Origin of the sequence: Cylindrospermopsis curvispora GIHE-G1, from assembly GCF_014489415.1 — a bacterium.
In the GTDB taxonomy this organism is placed as follows: domain Bacteria; phylum Cyanobacteriota; class Cyanobacteriia; order Cyanobacteriales; family Nostocaceae; genus Raphidiopsis; species Raphidiopsis curvispora_A.
In genome coordinates, this window is the sequence record NZ_CP060822.1 from 655166 (window position 1) to 678070 (window position 22905).

Genomic DNA, 22905 nt, shown 5'->3' on the forward strand with positions numbered 1-22905 from the left:
ATTAAAAAGGAAAATTATATTGTAAAGTAGGCACGTTGTAGATTAGTTTCTGTAAGTACATGCAGACGAGGTCCACTAGCTATAAGTTGACAGTTAATTAGAATTAAATCGTCAAAATGGTTAATTGACTGACCCAGATCGTGGTTGACCACCAGGACAATTTTCCCCCGGGCTGCGAGTTCTTGAAAAATGTTAAAAAGGACACCTTGAGTTTTGTGATCTATACCGATAAAGGGTTCATCAAAACAAAAAATTTCAGGTTCTTGAGTTAAAGCACGGGCCAGGAATACCCTTTGTTGTTGTCCTCCGGAAAGCTCTCCTATGGGTCGGTCAGTATATTTTACCATTTCTACCCGTTCCAATGCTGTCATTGCTATTTGCCGACTCATACTAGAAAAACTACGTAACCAACCGGTTTTTTTCACTCTTCCCATCATGACCACATCCCAGACCGTAGCGGGGTAGTTCCAGTCAATTTGGCTTCTTTGTGGGACATGGGCAACTTTTTCTAGTTGGTCTACTAATGGCCTACCGTCATACAGTACGCTGCCCATCCTCATGGGAACTAATCCCAAAATTGCTTTGATCAACGTACTCTTACCAGCACCATTAGGTCCAAAAATTCCTGTTAATCTTCCCGCTTTAATAGTACAGGTTATATTCTGTAAAGCGTCTTGTCTATGGTATTGTACTCCTAAATGGGAAATGTGAATATCCCTAAACTCTCTATTTATGGGCATCCTTTGGGGTGTTTTTGGTAGTAGACCAAATTTTGGGGAGGTATTTTGCATAGGGTTGATAATTTTTGAGATCCTACTTTGAGCTTACTATGAAGAAGGCTAAAAATATGAGACAAATATGAAAAATAAAAACATTCGGATATGGATAGTAATATTTTTACCATTATATTTACTAGGATGTAGTGTTTCTCAGGTAGAAACCTGGAATAATGGCAGCCGTGGGAAAATAGGCAAAATAAAAGTTGTAGCAACAAGTACAATTATTACGGACTTAGTGGCGCAAATAGGAGGTGAAGAGATTAGTTTAACTGGAATACTTCAACCTGGAACAGATCCCCATGTATATGAACCAGTACCAGGAGATAGCAAGGTCTTAGAGACAGCGGATTTAATTGTATATAATGGGTATAATTTAGAGCCAGGAATTATTAAGTTAATGAATTCTACGGGTGTAAGGGCCAGAAAACTGGCGGTGGGGGAAGTGGTTAAACCCTTAAAATTAAAAACCCATGGGGGGGAAATAGTTCCCGATCCCCATGTGTGGGGGAGTGCTAAAAACACCATAGCCATGGTAAATGCTATTAGAGATACTTTAGTGGAGTTGTCGGATGAGGACAAGGAAAAATTTACACGAAATGCTGCCCAACTGACTAAGGAACTGGAAAAGTTGGATAATTGGATCAAACAGCAAATTGAAACTATTCCACCGCCCAACCGCAAAATAGTTACCTCCCATGATGCTTTTCAGTATTATGCTGATGCTTATGGTATGGAAGTTATAGGGACTTTGATTGGAATTAGCACAGAAGAAAAACCCAGTGCTAAAACAGTAAAGGAGTTAGTGGATGCTATTGTTAGAGCAGATATTCCTACTATCTTTACCGAAACTACGATTAATCCGGACTTGATGAAAACAGTAGCTCAAGAAGCGGGGGTAAAACTGGCAACAAATCAACTTTATTCCGACTCTTTGGGTGCAAGGGGAAGTGGTGCGGATACTTATATCAAGATGATGAGGGTTAATACCAAAACTCTTGTGATGGGTCTAACTGAAAGAGTAAAATAAAGAACATGATTGACAAAATGCCAAGAATCCAGTATTATTGTTTGCGGATTTCCCGAGTTATAATTTTGGTGATGCTTTAGCCAAAAACCTTAGAGTTGATGGATAAAAGCGAGGGCTAGTTACAAATAGAGACAAAACATCTTGCCTATGGTTATATAAACCACTCAAGACAAATCCTTTTGGTAAGGCGTTAACAAAAAAATTTTTTTGCTCTGTACCGGATAAATCCAAAAAGGGTTGAATGATTAACTAAAATCACGCCGCGTCGAATACAGTATTAAATACAAATTATCAACAAAGATTTTGTTATATGTACGCTCTCGTAAGGAGATGACGGCAGATATTTTTCAGTGTGGCAAGGAATGGAGCGGTGATTTATGAGTTTTCTTTAAAGGGGACTGACATAAAGCATTACCAATTCGTTGGCTTTTTTGTATTGAAGAGAATGGAATTTACCATTTTGACTATGGATGATAGTAATATCAACTTAGATTAGGATAGGTTTTATTCTTCCTGGTGACCTGGGTGGTAAACCATAGTTTTATCAACTTGACCAAAGTTAAACGTTTGAATTTTTTTAAGTGTGGAGTGAAGGAAAAATTTCTGTGGACGCAAAATTATCTCCCAACCAAGGATTGAGTATTTCCGGGATCGGGTTAGCATCGGTTTTAGCTACAGCTATGACTTGTGCCACCCTAGTTGTAGATGGTCTAGGAAATAGGGTTTTTTGGCAACCTAACTCTTTAACCATGCCATTTTTACTGAGTGCTTTGGGTAGTGCAGTAGCTGGTTTATGGGTTGTGCCACTGTTGCAAGCGTTGAAAACTGGGCAGATTATTCGAGAAGATGGACCCAAGGCCCATTTAAAAAAGGCGGGTACTCCCACCATGGGTGGTGTATTTTTCATACCCGTAGCCCTGCTAGTAGGTTGTGTGCTTTCCAATTTCGCTCAAGATGTATTGGCTGTTTCCGCTTTAACACTTGCTTATGGAATAATTGGTTGGATAGACGATTGGCAAATCCTGCTGAGAAAATCCAACAAAGGTATATCCCCCAGAACAAAATTGATTTTACAAATTGTTTTTGCCATTAGTTTTTGTGTGTGGATGATTTTAAAGGGGGATTTTAGCATAACAAATATCGTTTTGCCCTGGGTGGGTTTTTCTTTACCTTTAGGATTCATGTTTTGGCCCTTAGCCACCTTTGTGCTAGTCGCAGAAAGCAATGCTACTAATTTGACTGATGGAGTTGATGGGTTAGCTGGGGGAACAGTGGCGATCGCCATTTTGGGTTTAGGAGCTTTGATTGCTCCCACCGCACCCAGTTTAATGATCTTTTGTGCAGCGGTGAGTGGTAGTTGTCTGGGATTTTTGGCTCATAATCGCAATCCCGCCCGAGTTTTTATGGGTGACACTGGTTCCCTTGCTTTAGGCGGTGCTTTAGGTGCGGTGGCCCTTTTAACTAATAACTTGGTGGGACTGTTCATTTTAAGTGGAATATTTTTTGTAGAAACCCTATCTGTAATGGCACAAGTGAGTTACTACAAAGCAACTAAGGGACCAGATGGCAAGGGCAAGCGATTATTCAAGATGGCTCCTTTACATCATCATCTGGAATTATCTGGTTGGTCTGAATTGCAGGTAGTAGGCGTGTTTTATATAATTGGTGCGGTTTTAGCCAGTATGTGTCTAGCTTTAATCAAGTGATTTTCCTAATACAATGCCACCCATTTCCTAGGGTGGTTTTTTTTTGATATGGAATAATAAATATAAGTATGGACACAATAGAGGACAATGTGATGGTGGAAGAAACAAACCAAAAACCCGTAGCTAAAAAAGAAAAACCCCCAGCAGTGGAAGATAAGCCATTTGAGGAGTTTATGCAAGAACACTACTTACCTGCTTTACAAAAAGCGATCGCCCAGGAAGGTATTTCTGACGTAAAACTGACCTTTGCCAAGCAGAAATATGCCATTGTTGGTTTTGATTCTTCCCAGGAGTGTTGGCAAATCATTGGCTCTTGGCAGAACGGGTCCAAACAGTTTAATGTTTACTTTCCCGACCAAGATATTCAAGGTAAAAAGGGGTTCTCTTGTCATGAAGGGAAAAAACCCAGCACCCTGGAGTCCTTCTTGATAGACGAGCGGAAGATCACCCTTGATTTGCTGGTATCCCGTCTAGTTTATCGTCTCAACGGTCAAAAATGGCTAGGTAGGAACTAGTTCCAACTTTAATTATAGAGACGTTGGGTATTCAACTGCAACGTCTCTAGACGATTGGGGGCTAAACGGTGAGAGATTGGGGATCGGTTTCAATCAATTTTGCCAAATCCTGGAGGAAAGCAGCTGCATGGGCACCGTAAATAATTCGGTGGTCACAGGTAATATTCACCTTCATTTGTTGTCTGAGAGCAAATGAACCATCTCCAGTAGCTACAACTTGGGAACGCCCAGCTCCAACTGCCAAAATGGCACCTTGTCCCGGTGGCAAAATTGCATCAAAGGTATCCACACCAAACATACCCAAATTGGAGATGGTAAATGTACCCGTGCTGTACTCCTCGGGTTGCAGTTGTTTAGACCTAGATCTATCCACTAAGGATTTCCAGTTCCGCGACAGGGAGTAAATATCTATTTGATCCGCATTCTGTAAAACCGGGGTAATTAAACCACCATCATCCATGGCCACAGCTACAGAAACATTAATCTGGGGGTGATGAACAATTCCTTGTTCTGAATAACTGGCATTAAGTAAAGGATGTTTTTGTAAGGTAACTGCTACAGCTTTAGCTAAAAGGGCTGTCATGGTTACACCCTTAGATTTGATTTGCTTGTACAGTTTATCTAGACCATCAGTGGTAATGGTATAGCCAACATGAAATGTAGGTACAGATAGGCTGGACATCATGTTACGTACCACAGCATTCTGCAAAGTAGTTAATGGTACTACTTGTCCAGCAGTAACCACGGGGGTTGCTGGTTTTGTTGGTGTAGCTGGTGCAGTGGATGGAATAGTAGGAACGGTACTAATAACAGGGCCAGTGGTTTGCTTGCCCACAGCAGCTTCTATGTCTCCCGCAATAATACGACCATAAGGACCACTACCTTGGAGATTATTTAAATCAACCTTGAGTTCCTTAGCCAGCTTACGAGCGCGAGGAGAAACCACTAGTCTACCCTGTTGATGGTTTGACCCGTTTTGGGAAACTGTTACAGGTACTGGAACCGCAGGGGCACTTACCGGTGCTACCGGGGGAGTGGGTACAGTAGCTCCACCTCCAAGAATTTTAGCACTGGTAATTTCTTCTTGGGTTTCGGCCACATAAGCGATCGCTGCGCCAACGGGAGCAGTTTCACCAGCTTGAACGAGAATATGGGCTAGAAATCCTTCATAAAAAGATTCTACATCCATATCAGCCTTATCTGACTCAACAACCACCACTGTTTCACCTTTTTCCACTTTATCTCCTGGTGATTTGACCCAAGAGACTATTTTTCCTTCCGTCATGGTGGAACTTAGGGCTGGCATAAATACTTCATGAATGCTCATAATGGTGGCTTTAGAATCAATTTGGTAATTTTTTGAGTGGAATTTAACATGTGTTCCCAAGTCAAATTGTAGCCCACCAAGGGGATTTTTCGCCAAAGATTTAGGCAGAGTGGAATTTAACTGAGATTTAACAGGAACTTAAAGTTAGTGTGAAATATCCATATAGTAAATTGTATGGTGCAATGGGTGGTTCAATAATGGGAGATCCTAATTGACATTATAGTCGTGGTGGGCCACCCACTCTGATACAAGTTACGATCCTCCGCTTTCTCACACACAATCTGCTCTTGAGTAGTCGCTAGAGGTGGAGAGGTAAATCTGAAACTCTGGAAAATTCCTCTTTTAATCACACTTAAATAACCATGTTAGCAAGACTCAAGTTTTTTTTAATTTTTACCCTAGGTACTTTCATTAGTACTGCTACAGTTTATTGGATTCAGCATCAACCTTATGGAAGGTTGATGCTGTCCGCCCATGGACAGCCACAAACTATCCCCAAGGAACTCAATCCGGATGAAGTACGAATAAACTTGGAACGTTCTGATTACCAGATAATTCCCTTAGAAACGGTGAACTCTCTTTTGATAGGGAGCGACCCTGCCACTATAGCGTTAAATATGATTAATGAAAGTAAAGATTCCAATAAAAAAGTACAAGTGCAGGTAGTGTATCCCCAACCTAATCAGGCCCTGGTTACAATTATCAAACCCTCACCGGCTAAAAATAGTGTGGTCAACACCACTAAATATCGTGTGGAAATGAGTCGCTTTGGGCGATCGCTGTTGGTAAATTCACCGCCAGTATGGGAGGTGATCTGGGCTGGATCCCAAAGAGAGTGTTTTTCCCAGGATCCAACCGAGGATGATCTTAGTCAAGAGTGTGATTAGACTTCGCCGCGAATTTCCTCTACTACGCCATCACGAAGAACGATTTCAACCTGCATTTTACTAATCAAGTTATCACCGGTTTTGACCTGGAAAAAACTTTCCATTTGAAACTGATTGACCTCTTGATCCAAATCTAAATACTGTACTTGCTGAAGGTTTTGCAATAATTGGTTCTTCTGTTCCAACAACTCGCTTTTCTTCTGGTTAATTTGTAGTTGAACATTGTCGATTTGTTGTAGAGTTTGGGGACCGGGGGGTTGCAGACTCTGTTTTTGAATAACACTAATTGTTCTTTGTCCTTCCATGTCAAGTTGTTGCAACTGCTGATCTGTTTGGTTGATCTGTTCTTGCAATTGTTGTTGTACTTCCTCCTTCCATAGTGGAGTTACAATCACCTTCACGTTAACAACACGTTTGAGCATTAATTCCAGGTTCGATAGTTCCATAAAGATTATAGGTTTGACCTAACTAGTTTGTAATTGTTTTTAATTAGACCTACTTGACAAACATGCTGTCAATAGTATCACCATACTTTTGTGCCACAACATGACGACGAATTTTCATGGTTTGGGTCATCATGCCATTTTCCATGGAAAAGGGTTCCGGGATTAGCTTAAAGGGCCCAATGCGGTCATCAACCCTATAACCTGGACGATTTTGCACCTCCCTATTTAATTCCTTCCGATATAAATCCTGAATTATTTTGTTCTCTAAGTCAATTTTTTGACCGATTTTTTGATCTTCATTTTCCGTGGAATCATCCTGAGTAGGTAAATTGATATTCTCAACTTCCGCCCATTTTTCCAAAGCATCCAGGTTAGGAACTATTAAAGCACCAAGACTGCGCTGATCTTGTCCTACCAGCATAATTTGGTCAATATAGGGCGATCGCAAGCAAGCATCTTCTATAGGTTGGGGTTCAATATTTTCACCATTGCTTAATACAATAGTATCCTTAGCTCTACCGGTTAGCACCAAGTCATTTTCAGGTGTTACCCAACCTAAATCACCGCTATTAAACCAACCATCATTGTCAATAACCTGTCTTGTAGCTTCCAAATTCTGATAATAGCCCTCCATCACCTGGGGACCTTTAAGTAGAACTAAGCCAATTTTCCCTGGAGATAGAGGGTCTTTTGTTTCTGGGTGAACTATCTTCACCTGAGTTCCTGCTATTGGTTGTCCCGAGGATCCGCGTAAATTTCTCCAGATACGACGAGCATTAGTGACCGGTGAAGTTTCCGTCAATCCATAACCCTGTAAAATCTCCACCCCGATAATTTCAAAGAAGTTGTCTATATGTCTAGGCAGTGCCCCACCTCCACTAATCACCTGCTTGATTTTTCCTCCTGTAGCTTCTCGCACTTTAGCATAAACTAACTTTTCTCCCAATATTTGTAATGGTGATAAGACTAATTGCTTAATTTTTGCTGCCCATCTTATCCATTCTGAAGCACCAATATGCTCTAAACTTAATCCCTGGGCAACACGTCGAGCGAAAATATATTCTTGACCCATTTTCAGCAAGAATTGAATTAGTTTTTGTTTTTTCACTGGTTGGCTACGGAACTGCTTTTGCACCCCTTCATAAATTGACTCCCACAGTCTGGGCACGGCAATCATAAAGTTAGGTCTAAACCTTTTTAGGTCTTCTTTAATCATTCTCAAATTTGTATATATTTGTGTACAACCTTGAGAAAGTAAAAAATATTCGCCACTGCGCTCATAACTGTGCCAGGTTGGTAAAATGCTTAAAGCCACATCACCAGGTTGGGGTTGAACTATAGTTCCCAGGGTTTTAACCTGATGTAATAAGTTGTTATGGGAAAGCATAACACCCTTGGGTTTACCCGTAGTTCCGGAAGTGTAAATCAAGGTTGCTAAAACATGACCAGCACTTGTGACAGGAGTCAAAGTATGATCATTAGCCAGATTTAACAGCTGAGTAAAATTCATCACCGAATAGGTTTCTATAATAGGCAAGGTATTCCACTCAGGCATATCCGTTTCATCAGAGAGTAAAATGACCAGCTTAATTGGTAGCTCAGCCAAATCAGGTTCTAGCTTATTTAACGTTTTAACATCTTCAACTACCACAACCGTACTACCACTGTGGGAGATAATATATAGTAATTCATTCTTTTCAGCTTGGGAGCTACGAACTGCATTCACTGCTCCAGCAGTCATAATACCTTGGTCTGCAATAAACCAACGGGGACTATTATCTGCTATGAGAGCAATGCGTGGGGGGTGGGGATCATCATCATTTTTGTTTACCCCCAAGACCTGTAAACCTATGGCAAAACGCTGGATTTGATCCCACAATTGGGAGTAGGTGATTTTGACCTCTGGTTTGCTATGGGGGTTATATAGAGCAGTGATATCGCGAAAATGTTGAGCTGCTAATGGCCATATTTCTGGTAAGGAATGGATACCAGAATAACTAGTCAAATCTTGTATTGCCTTTTTTTCTCGATCTGTAAAGGTAGATAAAAAAGGAGGCTGAAGTTGCATAATTGACAAATGGTATACAGAAATAGTTTATGATGGCATATTATATAATAGTGGGGTAGTGGTTTTTGGGTGGAAATCTAAACTAATCAAGGAGGTGATTGATAATAGTTATAATTGAGGGGCTATTAGCCAGCATTGTTAGTGCTGTTGTTTGCTTAATTTTACCCAAATTTTTATCTTTGTTCTTATCTGGAAAAAATAATCATCTTGAGCGGGATAGAAACCAGACTGGAATCACGAGTTTTCCTTATTGTACAGTTTATAAATTAACAGGAAGTCAATGGTGCAAGTTTAGTCCCCAGTTTTGTGAGCGATGTTCTTCTTACCGAAAGTCAAAGGATGAGAAACTGAAAAATTTATGGAAGTGGTGACGCAAAAACTCGTAAATCCTTCAATTAGGGACATTCCAACCTACATAGCTCAAATCATTTAATTTGCTTATAGGTCATAAAAGAAATTTAAAACTAAATAGTTGGTCTGATCTTAGAATTATGGTTAATGATTAGGTAATGTCTAAATTTTAGGCAAATCGAGGCAATAAAAAGCAAATTAAGGGGTAATCATCTATGAGTTTAATGGATGTCGTCACTTTTACGCTATTCAACGCAGGTATTTGCATGGTTTTGCCCAAACTGATCTCAATTGTGTTTCCCATTCATAAGAACAGAATAGAGAGCAAACCAATCAAAACCCCCAAATCCCATCCTGCAACAGAAGTTTTTCCTACTCCAACAGTAGTTTTTAAAAACTGTGGCTAAAAACTCTATTTAGGGGATAGATTTTTAGGATTTTCCCTTCGCCATCTAGCTCTGACTAGGCGTATCTCATTATAGCTATAACTCTCACCCAAATAATCTCGAATGGGGGTTAAATTAATGTCACCCAAAACATCTATGACCTGCCAAATTTTCTTTTGTCTATCCAAAGGTATTAACAAATTCAAATCAACAGGTTGTTTTTTTTCTATCAGGTCTGACAGATGACGAATAATGGTGGCAGTTTTCATATTCCGTTTTTGGGCAATTTGTTCAATAGTGAATCCTTGCTGGTGCAATTCCAAGGTAGTTGATTCTGTATTAGTTATCAGATCATCATCACTCTTTTTTGGTGGTTGCCAACTTTGTTCTTGAATATAGGATTGAATAACTGCCAAAAACCTTTCTCCATATTGGTTGACCTTATAACTAACCACCCCAGAAATCTGTCCTAACTCTTCTAGGGTTCTGGGTTTGATTTGGGCCATTAGTCGTAAGGTCGAATCCTGAAAAATAATATAGGGAGCTAAACCCAGTTCGTCAGCAATTTGTTTTCGTAGCTGTCTGAGTTCATTCACCAGAACTTCTATATCTAAAGCCTTAGTATTAACAGCGACCAAATCAGCCTTTTGATATACGGGAGCAGCAATCGAGACCTGTCGTTGTTTTCGCATGACCTCCCAACTTAAGGCATTTAATTTTAACACCGAATAGCCATCATTGGTTTGTTCCAATAACCCTTGATGCAACAAAGATCTGCATAACATTTTCCATTCATCTGCTGTTTTATTTTTCCCTATACCATAGGTAGAAAGTTGATCATGTTTATGCAAAGAAATTTTTTGATTTTTCGTCCCTCTTAACACATCAATAATATAATTCATACCATATTTTTCCTGACATCGTGCCACACAAGATAAAAACTTCATTGCTTCCACAGTCCAATCTTGCAAGGGTTTGGGATAACGGCAATTATCACAATTAGCACAACTACCAGGAAATCTTTCCCCAAAATACCCCAATTGAATTGTGCGTCTACAGTCCGTTCCTTCAGCATAATCTATCACTTGTCTTAACTGCTGTTTAGCAATCAGCTGTTCTTGGGGATCGGTTTTCTTACCTATACTCCATTCAATGGTTTTCACATCACCAAAACTAAAAAATAAGGTGCATCGAGAGGGTTCCCCGTCTCTTCCAGCGCGACCTGACTCCTGATAATAACTTTCTAAATTTCTGGGCAAGTCACAGTGAATGACAAACCGTACATCAGGTTTATTAATACCCATGCCAAAGGCAATAGTTGCCACCATAATTCGCACATCATCACGGATAAATCGAGTTTGGTTTTTGGCTCTTTCGTGATCAACTAAACCTGCATGATAGGGTAAAGCAGCAATTTGACTATTCTGTAGTTTTAAGGTTAGTTCATCTACGTTCTTACGGGTTAGACAGTAAATAATTCCCGAACCCTCATTTTCTTTAATAATCTCTAATATTTCCCCATAGGAATTTCTATTTTTAGGACGCACTTCATAGTACAGGTTCTGTCGGTTAAAACTAGCAATGTGAACCGCTGGTTGTTTCAATCCTAACTGTTGGATGATATCAGCTCTAACTCTATCAGTAGCAGTTGCGGTTAGAGCTATGGTGGGAACATGAGAAAATCGCTTCCTCAGCAAGATTAATTGTCTATATTCCGGACGAAAATCATGACCCCACTCAGAAACACAATGGGCTTCATCAATAACAAAGTTAGCCAGGCCAAATTTTTCTTTAACCACATCTAAAATGGGCAAAAATCTCTCGCTGACTAATCTTTCTGGAGCTACATATAATAATTTCACCTTACCATTCATGATCGCTTCTTCCCGAGAGCGAACTTGATAAGTAGTAAGACTGCTATTAATAAGAGTGGCAGAAATATTATTATTTCTTAGTGCTTCCACCTGATCTTGCATTAATGCTATCAGGGGAGATACTACAACTGTTAAACCTGGTTTCAAAAGAGCTGGTAATTGGAAACATAGGGACTTTCCACCTCCCGTGGGCATAACTACCATTAAATCACGGTTTTCTAGTGCGTCTTCTATAATTTGTCTTTGTCCAGGACGAAATTGGTCATAACCAAAGTATTTTTTTAATTCTTTTTCTAAATCGGGATACTGCATCATGGTCAGTAACTATGGGTAGATCATCTAATCTTGAGCAATGACAATATCAGAAGTTAATTCAACTCTATGGATAATTTCTAAGGTCACCTCCGTACTTACCTTTCCTATGGTCACCTGTTTAATCACTTATATTATCCCGAGCGCAGGACTAACTGTGAAGACTACCATCTGGCATAATCGCACCGGTTAAAAAAGTTTCACTCATGTCCGTAGCACTTAAATTTGCCATGGACAAGTTCACTTCACACATGTTGGCTTCACTTAAATCCGCACCGGTTAAATCCGCTCCTTGTAGGTCAGCTTTCCACATCCGCACACCGCCCATTTTTGCGCCATTCAATTTGGCGCTTTGTAAGTTGGCAGCTGTGATTGATGCTTGATGTAAATCAGCATCACACAAATTGGCATCTACTAGTAATGCTCCACTAAGATCGGACTCATTTAAATGAGCATTGATTAGTACAGCCTGGGTTAGATCAGCTCCACACAAAATTACTTCCGATAAATGGGCATTTTCTAGTTTTGCACCTCGCAGATTAGCCTGGCTTAAATTCGCTCCACTCAGGGAAATTCCCGTCAGATCGGACCAACTTAGATCTGCTCTAGCAAAGTCAATACCACCTAAATTAACTCCCCTGAGATTGACTGCTCGCAAGCAAATACCATTGAAGTTTCTTTCTCCCCTAGCGTATCTATTTAGTAGTTCTTTAACTTCCATGGTCATACCTCCATTTTATTCTGTATTACTTATACTTTGATAAACCAACGTTGTCGATACATGAAAAATGCTAAACCGTACCACAATGATAGGGTAGCAAGTGCAAATAAAAATGAGCCGTTGGTATTACCTACCCAGGAAGCAAACAGATTGCGGTAAATCCAATTGTATACGCTTATGGTATTCTCTCCTTCACCAATTTTCAATTTTACGGTGACTTTAATGAGAAAAACTGATGCAACAAACAGGGCGATCGCATTTAGTCCAATAATTTCAAATCCTTTACTCCAACGTTTAATTTTTCTCACCTCTATTAGATCGTAACACGCTGCCAAAAAAACTAACCCCCAACCAGTACTAAACAAAACGTAGGAACTTGTCCAGAGTTTTTTATTAATGGGAAATAGACCATCCCAAATCATACCCACGACTAAACTACATAGTCCCCACAGGACTAAATCCATACTAGTATGGGAGTTAATGGTGCTTTTTCTTATCCATTGTCCGGCAAAATACCCAAAGAGAACATTGACTATTGCGGGAATGGTACTAAACAACCCTTCTGGATCACCCCTGAAGTTAAACCCATCTCCTGCATATAAATGGGGTTTAGCAATAATTAATCTATCAATAAACGCCCCGAAATTTCCCTCTTGGGTGAGCATACCCGCACCATAATCAGGAACAGGAATATACATCATGGTCAACCAATAAAATATCAGCAGTATTCCTGCTAATGCCCATTGAGTTTTTTCTGGTAATTTTAAAACTATTAAAGAAGCAAACAAGTAGGCTAAACCAATTCTTTGCAATACCCCCATCACTCGTAAACTTTGTAAATCAAAACTGCCAACGCCTTGATTCCAAAAACCGTTTAGTAGCAGTCCTAAAGTAAATAGTATTACTGCACGACGGCACAAATTGAAATAAACCAAATTATCTAACTTACTCTCCAAACTATATTTAAATAGGGAGAAGCTCATAGCCACCCCAACAATAAATAAAAAAAAGGGAAAAACCAAGTCCGTTGGCGTACAACCGTTCCATGGTGCATGGGAAAGAAAAGGATAGACGTCTGGTACAACACCTGCCATATTAGCAATAATCATCATTGCAATTGTCAAGCCACGAAAAACATCTAAAGAGATTAGACGCATAGAGATTATATTATTTTGGGGTTGGCTGCTGTTCGACCTACCAAGATTGTTAAGGTCTGGGTAGGTTTGGGTAGACATTAATGAGCGGTTAGAAACCGGGAAGATTATGAAGATTATATTGTAGAATTTTAATCAGTCTAGTTAACTTTTAAATATGTCCATCAAAATCGGGGATTCTGCACCAGAATTTAGTCTAACTTCTCAAAATGGCTCTACCATCAGCTTGAGAGATTTTCGCGGCAAAAAGGTGGTCGTCCTCTATTTTTACCCTAAGGACGACACCCCCGGTTGCACTGCGGAATCTTGCGCCTTCCGAGACCAATATGAAGTATTTAAAACTGCTGGCGCGGAGGTCATCGGTATCAGTGGTGACTCTAGGGAGTCTCACCAAAGATTCGCAACCAAATACAATTTGCCTTTTACCCTATTGAGCGATCCAGGCGATCAAGTTAGAAAACAATACGGAGCAACCACTGCTTTTGGTTTCATACCTGGTCGGGTAACCTATATCATCGATCAAAATGGCATTGTGCAATATGTGTTTGACTCTATGCTAAACTTTAACGGTCACGTTCAAGAAAGCCTGAAAAAACTCCAACAGCTTTCTTCCATATAACAATAATATTGATTGGTGATGGGTGAATTATTTACCCTATCACCAGTCTCCACAATTCTCCCTAGTGCACTACTTTAGACTTTTCAGAAGTGCTAGCGGTTTTACCATTGGTGTGTCCATTCCCGTTACGGGGTTGAATTACCCCATATCCGCCATGATTGCGTTCATAGATCACATTGATTTCTCCACTCTCCGCATTGCGGAACATGTAAAAATCATGTCCCACCAACTGTAACTGTTCCTGCGCCTGGGCCACTGTCATAGGTGGCATAGAAAAATACTTGGTTCTTACTACCTCACCAGGTAATTCAGGAGTTCGACCAGCTATTAAATCGGTCACTGGTTCGGGAACTAATGCTTCATTTGTGGGTATGGGCTGGGTTTTATGCTCTTGTCTTCTCTCTTTATACTTACGCAACTGACGTGCTATTTTATCCGCTACCAAATCTATACTCGCATATAGACTCTCACTGCTCTCTTCCGCTCGAATCACACTACCATTAGCGTAAATTGTTACTTCTGCTGCTTGCTTGGTGCTAATTCTGGGATTGCGAGCCACACTTAAGTGTATATCTACCTGATTTGTGATATTTTGAAAGTGACTAACTGCTTTTTCAATTTTCTGATGTACATACTCACGTATTGCACCGGTGATTTCAATATTTTTGCCGTGAATGACAAGGTTCATGTAAACTCTCCCGCTAAACTTGTTTATTTTCTTAAATCGTGGAGATCAAAAATTACGCTCCCACATATAAGAGACGCTGATTGCCGATTATTCCTCCCAACATCTTTGAGGTTATATATTCTATATGTTCAGGTTAACACCTTTTCTGTAAGAAAGTTACTTCGTTGACTTTACTTTAAAATACTTTGCATTACTTGACATTTTTTTGTCCTGACTGCTGGTAAATAGAGCGATCGCCCTATAAAGGTCTATATAGTCTATATTTAGTCATGAGTGATAATTCGCCAATCTCCCCACATCGTTGTTTATTGTATAATGAGGGATTAAAACCATACCTTGATGTTCTTGTATGGCAAAGACAGTTACTCCAGGAGCGGATTGAGAATAGTGATTTAGAGGATGTAATTATTCTGGTAGAACACCCTCCAGTCTACACCTTGGGACAGGGTGCAGATCCTAACTTTCTCAAATTTGATCTTGACAAAAGTGAGTATAACGTGCATCGAGTAGAAAGAGGTGGGGAAGTGACCTACCACTGTCCAGGACAACTGGTAGGGTATCCGATTTTAAACTTGCGTCGTTATAGTCAAGACCTACATTGGTACTTGCGCCAACTGGAGCAGGTATTAATTGATGTTTTAGCCAGTTATGGTTTAGTAGGGGAAAGGATCTCCGGTTTAACGGGTGTTTGGGTAGAAGGAAAAAAAGTTGCTGCTATAGGGATTAAAGTCAGTCGTTGGGTAACTATGCACGGGTTTGCTTTAAATGTTTGTCCTGACATGACAGGTTTTGAAAAGATTGTACCTTGTGGGATTAAAGATAAAAAGGTTGCCAGTTTAGCTGAGTGGATTCCCGATATTGACTGTTTAGCAGTACGTCCCCGGGTAGCTGAGTGTTTTGCCAAGGTTTTTGGGGTAAAATTGCAGGATGTGAAGATTTGTTAGATCACCATGCTGCAAGATGTTCGAGACTACCAAATTCTGTTTCTCGGTCTATTCCTAATTTTAGGAATTAGCACAAGAGATTGGACCTTCCATCCACAATTCATTTTAGTTTCTCTAGTCACTTGCTTATTGACCCAATGGATATTATCTTCCATCATTTTACCAACAACAAAGATCAATATCCGCAGTCCCCTAATTACCTCCCTGGGAATTAGTTTATTGCTGAGATCTGACCAGTGGACAACAATAGTTTTAGCTGCTACAACAGCAATAGGTAGCAAATTTGTTTTTCAAGTCCGTGATAAACACTTCTTTAATCCCGCCAATTTCGGTATTGTTACTGCCCTATCTCTCACCTCTGATGCATGGGTATCTCCTGGTCAGTGGGGGGAAGAGTGGTGGTATGGTCTGTTGTTTGTGGGAGGTGGAAGTATGATTTTAAACAAGGTTGGTCGTTGGGATACAACAGCAGCTTTTTTGGGCGTATATTCCCTATTGGAAGCTCTTCGTAATCTTTGGTTAGGTTGGACCTGCGATGTTTATTTACATCGGTTGGCCAGTGGATCTTTATTACTATTTGCTTTGTTCATGGTCACCGATCCTCGCTCTATACCTAATACTACTACTGGACGCATCCTTTGGTCTGCATTGATTGCCCTAGTGACTTTTATTTTGCGTAATTATTTTTACCTTCCTACGGCAGTCTTTTGGGCTTTGTTTAGTCTAGCGCCTTTGACCACGGTTATTGATGTACTATGGTTTAGTCCTCAGTTCTCTTGGTCAGGTATTGGGGATAAAAAATAGAACGTTTTGTACTAGTCCAATTCCCCATCTAATTAGCAACTACCAAAAATATGAACAAGACTTGTTTCAACTTTTTCGTCAGATACTGCTCAAGACTCATATTGTTTATGCCATTAATGGCGATTTTGGTCTTAATTTCCTTTGCTCCCACAGCTTGGGCCTTTTGTGGGTTTTATGTTGCCAAAGCTGATACCAGATTATACAATCAAGCTTCCCAAGTAATTATAGCTAGGGACGGCACAAAAACCGTGTTGACAATGGCCAATGATTTTCAGGGTGATATAAAAGATTTTGCCGTAGTTGTTCCCGTACCCACAATTATTCAAGAACGCCAAGTACGCGTACCTGACCCGAAAATCATTCAGCGGTTAGATGCTTTTACTGCTCCTCGATTAGTGGAGTACTTTGATCAAGATCCTTGTAGGAGGAGGTATTACGATTCATCAGGTGTAATACCAGAGACAAGGTCAACACGACCTCCCGCAATGGAGAAAATACCAGGGGATAACACATTGGGGGTAACTATTGAAGCCCAATTTAACGTAGGCGAATATGATATTGTGATTCTCAGTGCGAAAGAGTCAGATGGATTAGAAACTTGGTTAAATCGGAATGGTTACAAAATCCCTAGGGGTGCAAATCGGTTACTGCAACCCTACGTTCGTTCCGGGATGAAATTCTTTGTAGCCAAGGTAAATTTGGACAAGTTTGAGCAATCTGGTTATCAGTTTTTGCGCCCTTTACAAATTGCATACGAGTCCCCCAAGTTTATTTTGCCCATTCGATTGGGAATGATTAATGCTACTACCGAACAAGATTTAATTGTTTATATCATCTCCCCCAAGGGACAAGCAGAGGTTACTAACTACCGCACAGTAAAAATTCCTTCGGATACTAATATCCCCCTTTTCATTAAAGATGAATTTGGTAGTTTTTACAAAGCCATGTTCCAAAATTCTTACCTTCAAGAAGACAGGAAAGTCGCCTTTTTAGAATATGCGTGGGACATGGGTAATTGCGATCCTTGTTCCGCTGAACCTCTCAATTTAGAAGAACTAAAACAAGCGGGAGTGTTTTGGTTAGATGAAAGAGGTAATAATTACAATCGTATTGCACCCAACTTTGGTTTTGCTTCCTCAGAAACTAATGCTTATATTACCCGGTTACATGTTCGCTACACCAGGGATAAATTCCCAGAAGATTTGATATTTCAAACCACTTCTAACCAAGAGTCATTTCAAGGTCGTTATGTTTTAACTCATCCCTTTAATGGCAAATTGGAATGTTCTGCAGGGAAAACATATAAGGCCTCCCTACCCCGCAGGTTTGAACAAGAAGCGCAGAATTTAGCCAGATTAACCAATTGGAAAATCGATGACATCCGTCAAAAAATGAGGTTGTCTGTGGGTGATTTCCATACTTCCTGGTGGGAAAAAATATCTCTGTTGTTAGGATTTTAGATTCAACACCTATTTTAAACCGCCCTGCAAATCAACCAGTGTTTCAGATAACTTAGTCAAACGACCCTCTAAATAGAGTTTACGTCCCAGGAGATGGCGTAACTTTTGGTAGCGTGCTATAGCTATGCTAAGACTAGGAACTTCTTCTACAGAACAAGGACGTGACCAAAGTTGACCATTAGTATCCACACCACAAAGACGATAGTCTGTGCGAGATGATCGGTCCACTGTCACTCCTGACTGACAAATTTGCTGTACATAGTCCAAAATAGCTTCAATTTCCCCATGACGCAGGGTTGCAGTTCCTTCCGTTTCCTGGGGTTGGGTATTGGACTCTAGCCAACCATTAATCACCTGACCTTCTAAGTAAATATCTTGAATTTGCTGGAGAATTATTTCTAACTCACCCTGCCAAGCTATGACGGTTTGTTGGATCTCTTGCAAAAGACCGATTGTAAACCCAGGATTGGCACTGTGTCTATGATTACTAAAACTAGGGGTTTTGAATTTAGGTAAGTCCGGAGTTTTGCTGTCAATATCTTGGGTAGGGAAGGTTGGGACTGAAGATGATATGTGCTCTTGAAGTTGGGAGTTGATTTTTTTATTGCTGTTTATATCAACAGTTTCTTGACCGGTGTTGTTTAACTGGGTAGTATCGCTACCCAGGCTAACCCTAAAGGAGAAAGGTCGTTTTTTAGCTGGGGATTTTGCTGATGGTGACTCAGGATTACGGATCCCTAAATCATGTAAAGTTGCCTCAATCCGTTTTAAGCCTGGTTTCATCTTTTTTCTCTCCTGGAGACTGCCGATTTAGCTTCGGGAGGAAAGGAGGGACGATGTCTAAGCAACATAGCTATAGTCATCCTTCTTGTAAATAACTCGACACTCATACTATAATACCATATTTCCACCCCTTCAACCATAAAAAAACTTATCTTGCTTGCCACCAAATATAATTTTTTCTTATTCTTTATCAATTAAATCGCCAAGACTCCTAGGTTGAGTTTTCTTTGTAATAACATGCAATCAAATATATAATGGCAAATATGGGAAAAATTATCCTAGTTACTGGTCCAGCACGTTCAGGAAAAAGCGAATGGGCAGAAAATTTAGCCATCGAGTCAGGGAAAAAGGTAGTTTATATAGCCACTGCTAATGAGAATCCCCGTGATCTGGAATGGCAACAACGCATTGAAAAACATCAGCAACGTCGTCCAAAAACTTGGGTAACTATGTGTGTTTCCAGGGAACTGACAGGGAGTTTGAAGAATCAAACAGCTGACACCTGTATTTTAATTGATTCTCTGGGTACCTGGGTGGCCAATTGTTTAGAGCAGGATGATCTCAGTTGGGAAAAAACTCTGGAGGAATTTTTGGCAGACCTACCTTTGGTAGATGGGGATTTGCTATTTGTAGCAGAAGAAACCGGTTGGGGTGTGGTCCCAGCTTACCCCACAGGGCGTAAATTTCGGGATCGGTTGGGTGGGTTGGTACGTCAGTTGGGGAGAATTTCTCACACGGTCTACCTGGTGACTGGAGGTTATGTTTTGAATTTGAGTATTTTGGGTGTTGCTCTACCACAGGTGAAATCTTAAGAAGGAATTCAACATTGACAAGTTCAATTACGGAATTAGTGATTAAAATAGGGATTATGGCAAACAAACAAGAAGTCAAAAAATACCTGGCCCACTGGTTTCAATTAGGTAAAAAGGTTATAGTTGGTCAAAACCATCACAGCTTCTTACCAAGTACCGTTTTAAAAGGCGATCGCTATAGTCAAGAGTTTGAAAACTGTTGGCAAGAAATTCTATCCTTAGAAACCCGCGATTGTTATTTAGAGGGAACCCAGGAAACCATAGCCCAATTGTTAACACCTAGCTGGGAAATCTTACCCTGTGGACGCTGTGCCATGCCAGTCCCCATTAAGACCATAGGACTGCCATCAAACTCCTGTCCCTGTTACTACATGCTCACCTGGCCCAATAGTGATTTACCAGCACCTAGATGTCCGGTTAACACCCAAGAACATTTAACATCTATCCGCGATCGCCTGTTGTATAGCTGAATGATAAATTGTTTTTTAATGGTTTTTTTTCAATAGTCATCAATAGTTAAAGTAGAGTGAAAACCGGTGACACAGTCAGAAACTACCACTGCCAAAAGTTTTCCTCAGCTGCTAGCTGGGCTCGGCCTAATTTCTTTATCTTTGGTCATCAGCACTTGGATTGGTTCCAGAGCAATTCTAGATTTTAAAAAAGCTAACGACGTGTTAATTGTGACTGGTTCAGCCAAGCGCCCAATTCGCTCCGATTATATTGTTTTAAGATTATCCCTAGTTAGTCAGAAACCAACCATAGAGGAAGCATTTAAAGATCTCAAAAATCAAACCGTAAGAGTCCAAGCATATCTCAAAGAAAACGGTGTTCCCGATGCAGCAATTACCACCAATCCCGTAGAAACGATGATAATTCCGGAAATTGCTGAAAATGGCAGAGAAACAGGTCGGATCCTAGCCCATAAGTTAACTCAAAACCTACAAATCCGCTCTCAGGATGTGGATAAATACAGTCAATTATCTCAAAAGTCTACAGAATTAATTAACGAGGGAATTAATCTCACCGTACAACCACCAGAATACCTCTATACACAATTAAGTAAATTACGAGTGGAAATGGTAGCCGAAGCTACCAAAGATGCCCAAGCTAGGGCCAAAGCCATTGCTGACAGTGCTGGTGGTCAGGTGGGTTCCGTGAGGAGTGCGCAGACAGGAGTATTTCAAATCACTGCTCGTAACTCTACGGATGTGAGTGATGTGGGAATTTATGATACATCCTCCATTGATAAAGACATCACTGCGGTGGTGTCTATTACCTTCAGCATGAAATAGGAGAAATAAAGAGTTACTCCACCGTCACGGATTTAGCCAAATTCCTAGGTTGGTCCACATCTAAACCCCTGCGCGCTGCAATGTGATAGGCTAACAATTGCAGGGGAATGACGGTCAAAATCGGTGATAAAATCTCCTCCACATTAGCAACAGGGATGAAATCATTAAATATTTCTGCTGCTTCTCCATTATTGACAGAAGTTATCCCTATGAGTCGGGAATCCCTTGCTTTTGCTTCTTGCGCATTGGAAATCACCTTTTCATATACACTACCACCCATGGCGATCGCCACTACGGGGACTTTAGAATCCAACAGAGCAATTGGTCCATGTTTCATTTCTCCTGCGGGATATCCTTCAGCATGGATATAGCTAATCTCTTTTAACTTTAAAGCGCCTTCCAAAGCAATAGGAAAATTAATACCTCGCCCTAGAAAAATAAAATCCCGGGTTTCCGAAAAATCATGCACCAGTTGTTCAATATATTTTTCCTGGGTTTCTAAAATGGTTTCAATTTCTATAGGTAATTGACGTAACCCGGTAATAATATCCTGTATCCTTTGTAAACCAATAGTCTGACGACGATAAGCCAAATCCAAGGCCAAACCATAAAAAGCCATTAACTGGGCAATAAACGTCTTAGTCGCTGCTACACCAATTTCAATCCCTCCATGGGTATTAATCAAACTACCCACCATTTGTCCCAAGCTGCTTTCCGGACGGTTGGTAATCCCTAATAGTCGAGCTTCATATCCCCCTGATTTACCCAGTCTCCGTTCCTTTTCCATGGCTAAAGCTGCTAGGGTGTCAGCAGTTTCTCCCGATTGAGTCACACCAATGGTTAGGGTATTAGCCATTAATGGTGATGGTGCATACCGAAATTCGGAAGCATATTGTACTTGGGTAGGAATTTCTGCTAACTGCTCTAATAGGTATTTACCAACTAATGCTGCATGCCAACTGGTTCCGCAAGCAACTATTTGAATTTGTGCCAGATCTGTATATAATTCTTCTCGCAGTCCTAAGCTTACCGGTGTGTGGTAGTGATTGGGAAAATAGGTCTCTAAGCAAGTTCTCACCACCCCTGGTTGCTCATATATTTCTTTGAGCATAAAATGCTTGAAACCCTGTTTCTCCACCATGATAGGATTCCAATCCAGGGTACGAGGATGTTTCTTTAATCTATTTCCAGCAAAATTATAAACCTCAACCCCTAAAGGAGTTAACCGGGCAATTTCTCCATTCTCTAGGGTCAATACCGCACGGGTATAGGGAACTATTGCTGGGGTGTCGGAAGCACAGAAAAACTCCCCTTGTCCAAAACCTATAACTAAGGGCGCCTGTTGACGAATCACAATCAACTCATCGGGAAAATCCGCACAAATAGCAGCGATCGCAAAAGCACCCTCTAATTTACCCACTGCTGCTAACACTGCATCTAAAAATGGTGAATTGGAACTATTACTAGATAAAACATGCTTTAAACACTCCGCAAACAGATGGGGAATTACCTCCGTATCCGTGTCCGAACGAAATTCATGACCCAAAGCCTTTAAATATTCTCGCAGTTCGCGGTAGTTTTCTATAATACCATTTTGCACCACTGCAATGCGTAGGGCAGTATCTTGATGGGGGTGGGCATTATATTCTTCAGGTTTACCATGGGTTGCCCAGCGGGTATGACCTATACCTAGTTGAGCTGGGTTTTCTATTTGTTCTAGCTTGGAGCGTAAATTTACTAATTTGCCCTTGGCTCGCACGCAATTAATATTACCTTCTCCAACTGTGGCAATTCCAGCTGAATCATAGCCTCTATACTCTAGTTTTTCCAGTCCAGATAGTAGGATTTCCGTTGCTGTTTGAGTGCCTATATAACCAACGATTCCACACATTTTTTATACTACTCCAGTTATATTAATGCAATTGCGGTAATTATAAGAAACTTAATAAT

21 protein-coding genes are annotated in these 22905 nt (G+C 40.5%); 11 read left to right on the forward strand and 10 right to left on the reverse strand.

The features are described 5' to 3' along the window. Positions 1 to 14: 14 nt before the first annotated feature. The gene (locus tag IAR63_RS03170) at positions 15 to 740 is read right to left on the reverse strand and encodes a metal ABC transporter ATP-binding protein (RefSeq protein WP_187706565.1); all 726 of its coding nucleotides are present in this window, start codon (positions 738 to 740) and stop codon (positions 15 to 17) included. 118 nt (positions 741 to 858) lie between these two features. Here IAR63_RS03170 and IAR63_RS03175 point away from each other — a divergent pair, with 118 nt between their 5' ends. From IAR63_RS03175 to IAR63_RS03185, 3 genes are all read left to right on the forward strand, one after another. After that, entirely contained in the window at positions 859 to 1806 is a 948-nt protein-coding gene (locus IAR63_RS03175) for a metal ABC transporter substrate-binding protein (protein ID WP_187706566.1), read from the forward strand. Between the two features lie 605 nt (positions 1807 to 2411). Further along, the gene (gene mraY, locus IAR63_RS03180; RefSeq protein WP_187706567.1) at positions 2412 to 3512 is read left to right on the forward strand and encodes a phospho-N-acetylmuramoyl-pentapeptide-transferase; all 1101 of its coding nucleotides are present in this window, start codon (positions 2412 to 2414) and stop codon (positions 3510 to 3512) included. A 68-nt stretch (positions 3513 to 3580) separates the two neighbouring features. Beyond that, complete coding sequence (locus tag IAR63_RS03185; RefSeq protein WP_057178530.1) at positions 3581 to 4027, forward strand: DUF2996 domain-containing protein; 447 nt, start codon at positions 3581 to 3583, stop codon at positions 4025 to 4027. 61 nt (positions 4028 to 4088) lie between these two features. Here the strand turns inward: IAR63_RS03185 and IAR63_RS03190 are convergent, their stop codons facing one another. After that, positions 4089 to 5354 (reverse strand): dihydrolipoamide acetyltransferase family protein, encoded by a 1266-nt coding sequence (locus IAR63_RS03190; protein ID WP_187706568.1) that lies wholly within the window; start codon positions 5352 to 5354, stop codon positions 4089 to 4091. Positions 5355 to 5716: 362 nt separating this feature from the next. On the opposite strand from IAR63_RS03190, the gene IAR63_RS03195 reads away from it, so the two are divergent. Further along, a complete protein-coding gene (locus IAR63_RS03195) occupies positions 5717 to 6241 on the forward strand; it encodes a hypothetical protein (protein WP_187706569.1) in 525 nt (174 codons plus the stop codon). Here the strand turns inward: IAR63_RS03195 and IAR63_RS03200 are convergent. The 5 genes from IAR63_RS03200 to IAR63_RS03225 form a co-directional block, all read right to left on the reverse strand. After that, positions 6238 to 6687 (reverse strand): YlqD family protein, encoded by a 450-nt coding sequence (locus tag IAR63_RS03200; RefSeq protein WP_187706570.1) that lies wholly within the window; start codon positions 6685 to 6687, stop codon positions 6238 to 6240. The two genes, IAR63_RS03195 and IAR63_RS03200, sit on opposite strands and share 4 nt — an antisense overlap. Positions 6688 to 6736: 49 nt before the next feature. Then, complete coding sequence (locus tag IAR63_RS03205; protein WP_187706571.1) at positions 6737 to 8755, reverse strand: AMP-dependent synthetase/ligase; 2019 nt, start codon at positions 8753 to 8755, stop codon at positions 6737 to 6739. A gap of 763 nt (positions 8756 to 9518) precedes the next feature. Beyond that, complete coding sequence (gene recQ, locus IAR63_RS03210) at positions 9519 to 11681, reverse strand: DNA helicase RecQ (RefSeq protein WP_187706572.1); 2163 nt, start codon at positions 11679 to 11681, stop codon at positions 9519 to 9521. A gap of 148 nt (positions 11682 to 11829) precedes the next feature. Then, a complete protein-coding gene (locus tag IAR63_RS03220) occupies positions 11830 to 12399 on the reverse strand; it encodes a pentapeptide repeat-containing protein (protein WP_187706573.1) in 570 nt (189 codons plus the stop codon). Positions 12400 to 12428: 29 nt separating this feature from the next. Then, positions 12429 to 13556, reverse strand: a complete 1128-nt coding sequence (locus IAR63_RS03225) for an acyltransferase family protein (protein WP_187706574.1) — start codon at positions 13554 to 13556, stop codon at positions 12429 to 12431. Between the two features lie 154 nt (positions 13557 to 13710). On the opposite strand from IAR63_RS03225, the gene IAR63_RS03230 reads away from it, so the two are divergent. Then, positions 13711 to 14172 (forward strand): peroxiredoxin, encoded by a 462-nt coding sequence (locus IAR63_RS03230; protein WP_057178524.1) that lies wholly within the window; start codon positions 13711 to 13713, stop codon positions 14170 to 14172. 61 nt (positions 14173 to 14233) lie between these two features. Here the strand turns inward: IAR63_RS03230 and hpf are convergent, their stop codons facing one another. Further along, positions 14234 to 14860, reverse strand: coding sequence for a ribosome hibernation-promoting factor, HPF/YfiA family (gene hpf / locus IAR63_RS03235; RefSeq protein ID WP_187706575.1), 627 nt, complete (start codon positions 14858 to 14860; stop codon positions 14234 to 14236). A 269-nt stretch (positions 14861 to 15129) separates the two neighbouring features. Here hpf and lipB point away from each other — a divergent pair, with 269 nt between their 5' ends. The 3 genes from lipB (at position 15130) to IAR63_RS03250 (ending at position 18068) form a co-directional block, all read left to right on the forward strand. Then, complete coding sequence (gene lipB, locus IAR63_RS03240) at positions 15130 to 15804, forward strand: lipoyl(octanoyl) transferase LipB (RefSeq protein ID WP_187706576.1); 675 nt, start codon at positions 15130 to 15132, stop codon at positions 15802 to 15804. 6 nt (positions 15805 to 15810) lie between these two features. After that, complete coding sequence (locus IAR63_RS03245; protein ID WP_187706577.1) at positions 15811 to 16608, forward strand: RnfABCDGE type electron transport complex subunit D; 798 nt, start codon at positions 15811 to 15813, stop codon at positions 16606 to 16608. 107 nt (positions 16609 to 16715) lie between these two features. Further along, complete coding sequence (locus IAR63_RS03250; protein ID WP_407927168.1) at positions 16716 to 18068, forward strand: DUF2330 domain-containing protein; 1353 nt, start codon at positions 16716 to 16718, stop codon at positions 18066 to 18068. A 9-nt stretch (positions 18069 to 18077) separates the two neighbouring features. On the opposite strand, the gene IAR63_RS03255 is transcribed toward IAR63_RS03250, so the two are convergent. After that, positions 18078 to 18851, reverse strand: a complete 774-nt coding sequence (locus IAR63_RS03255; protein WP_187706578.1) for a hypothetical protein — start codon at positions 18849 to 18851, stop codon at positions 18078 to 18080. 263 nt (positions 18852 to 19114) lie between these two features. Between IAR63_RS03255 and cobU the strand changes: the two genes are divergently transcribed. From cobU to IAR63_RS03270, 3 genes are all read left to right on the forward strand, one after another. Continuing rightward, positions 19115 to 19663 carry a bifunctional adenosylcobinamide kinase/adenosylcobinamide-phosphate guanylyltransferase gene (gene cobU, locus IAR63_RS03260; protein ID WP_187706579.1) on the forward strand — a complete coding sequence of 183 codons (549 nt, stop codon included), beginning with the start codon at positions 19115 to 19117 and terminating at the stop codon, positions 19661 to 19663. A 56-nt stretch (positions 19664 to 19719) separates the two neighbouring features. Continuing rightward, positions 19720 to 20133 (forward strand): hypothetical protein, encoded by a 414-nt coding sequence (locus IAR63_RS03265; RefSeq protein ID WP_187707340.1) that lies wholly within the window; start codon positions 19720 to 19722, stop codon positions 20131 to 20133. 66 nt (positions 20134 to 20199) lie between these two features. Continuing rightward, positions 20200 to 20955, forward strand: a complete 756-nt coding sequence (locus IAR63_RS03270) for an SIMPL domain-containing protein (RefSeq protein ID WP_187706580.1) — start codon at positions 20200 to 20202, stop codon at positions 20953 to 20955. 13 nt (positions 20956 to 20968) lie between these two features. Here the strand turns inward: IAR63_RS03270 and glmS are convergent, their stop codons facing one another. Further along, positions 20969 to 22846, reverse strand: a complete 1878-nt coding sequence (glmS, locus tag IAR63_RS03275) for a glutamine--fructose-6-phosphate transaminase (isomerizing) (RefSeq protein ID WP_187706581.1) — start codon at positions 22844 to 22846, stop codon at positions 20969 to 20971. Positions 22847 to 22905: the final 59 nt, after the last annotated feature.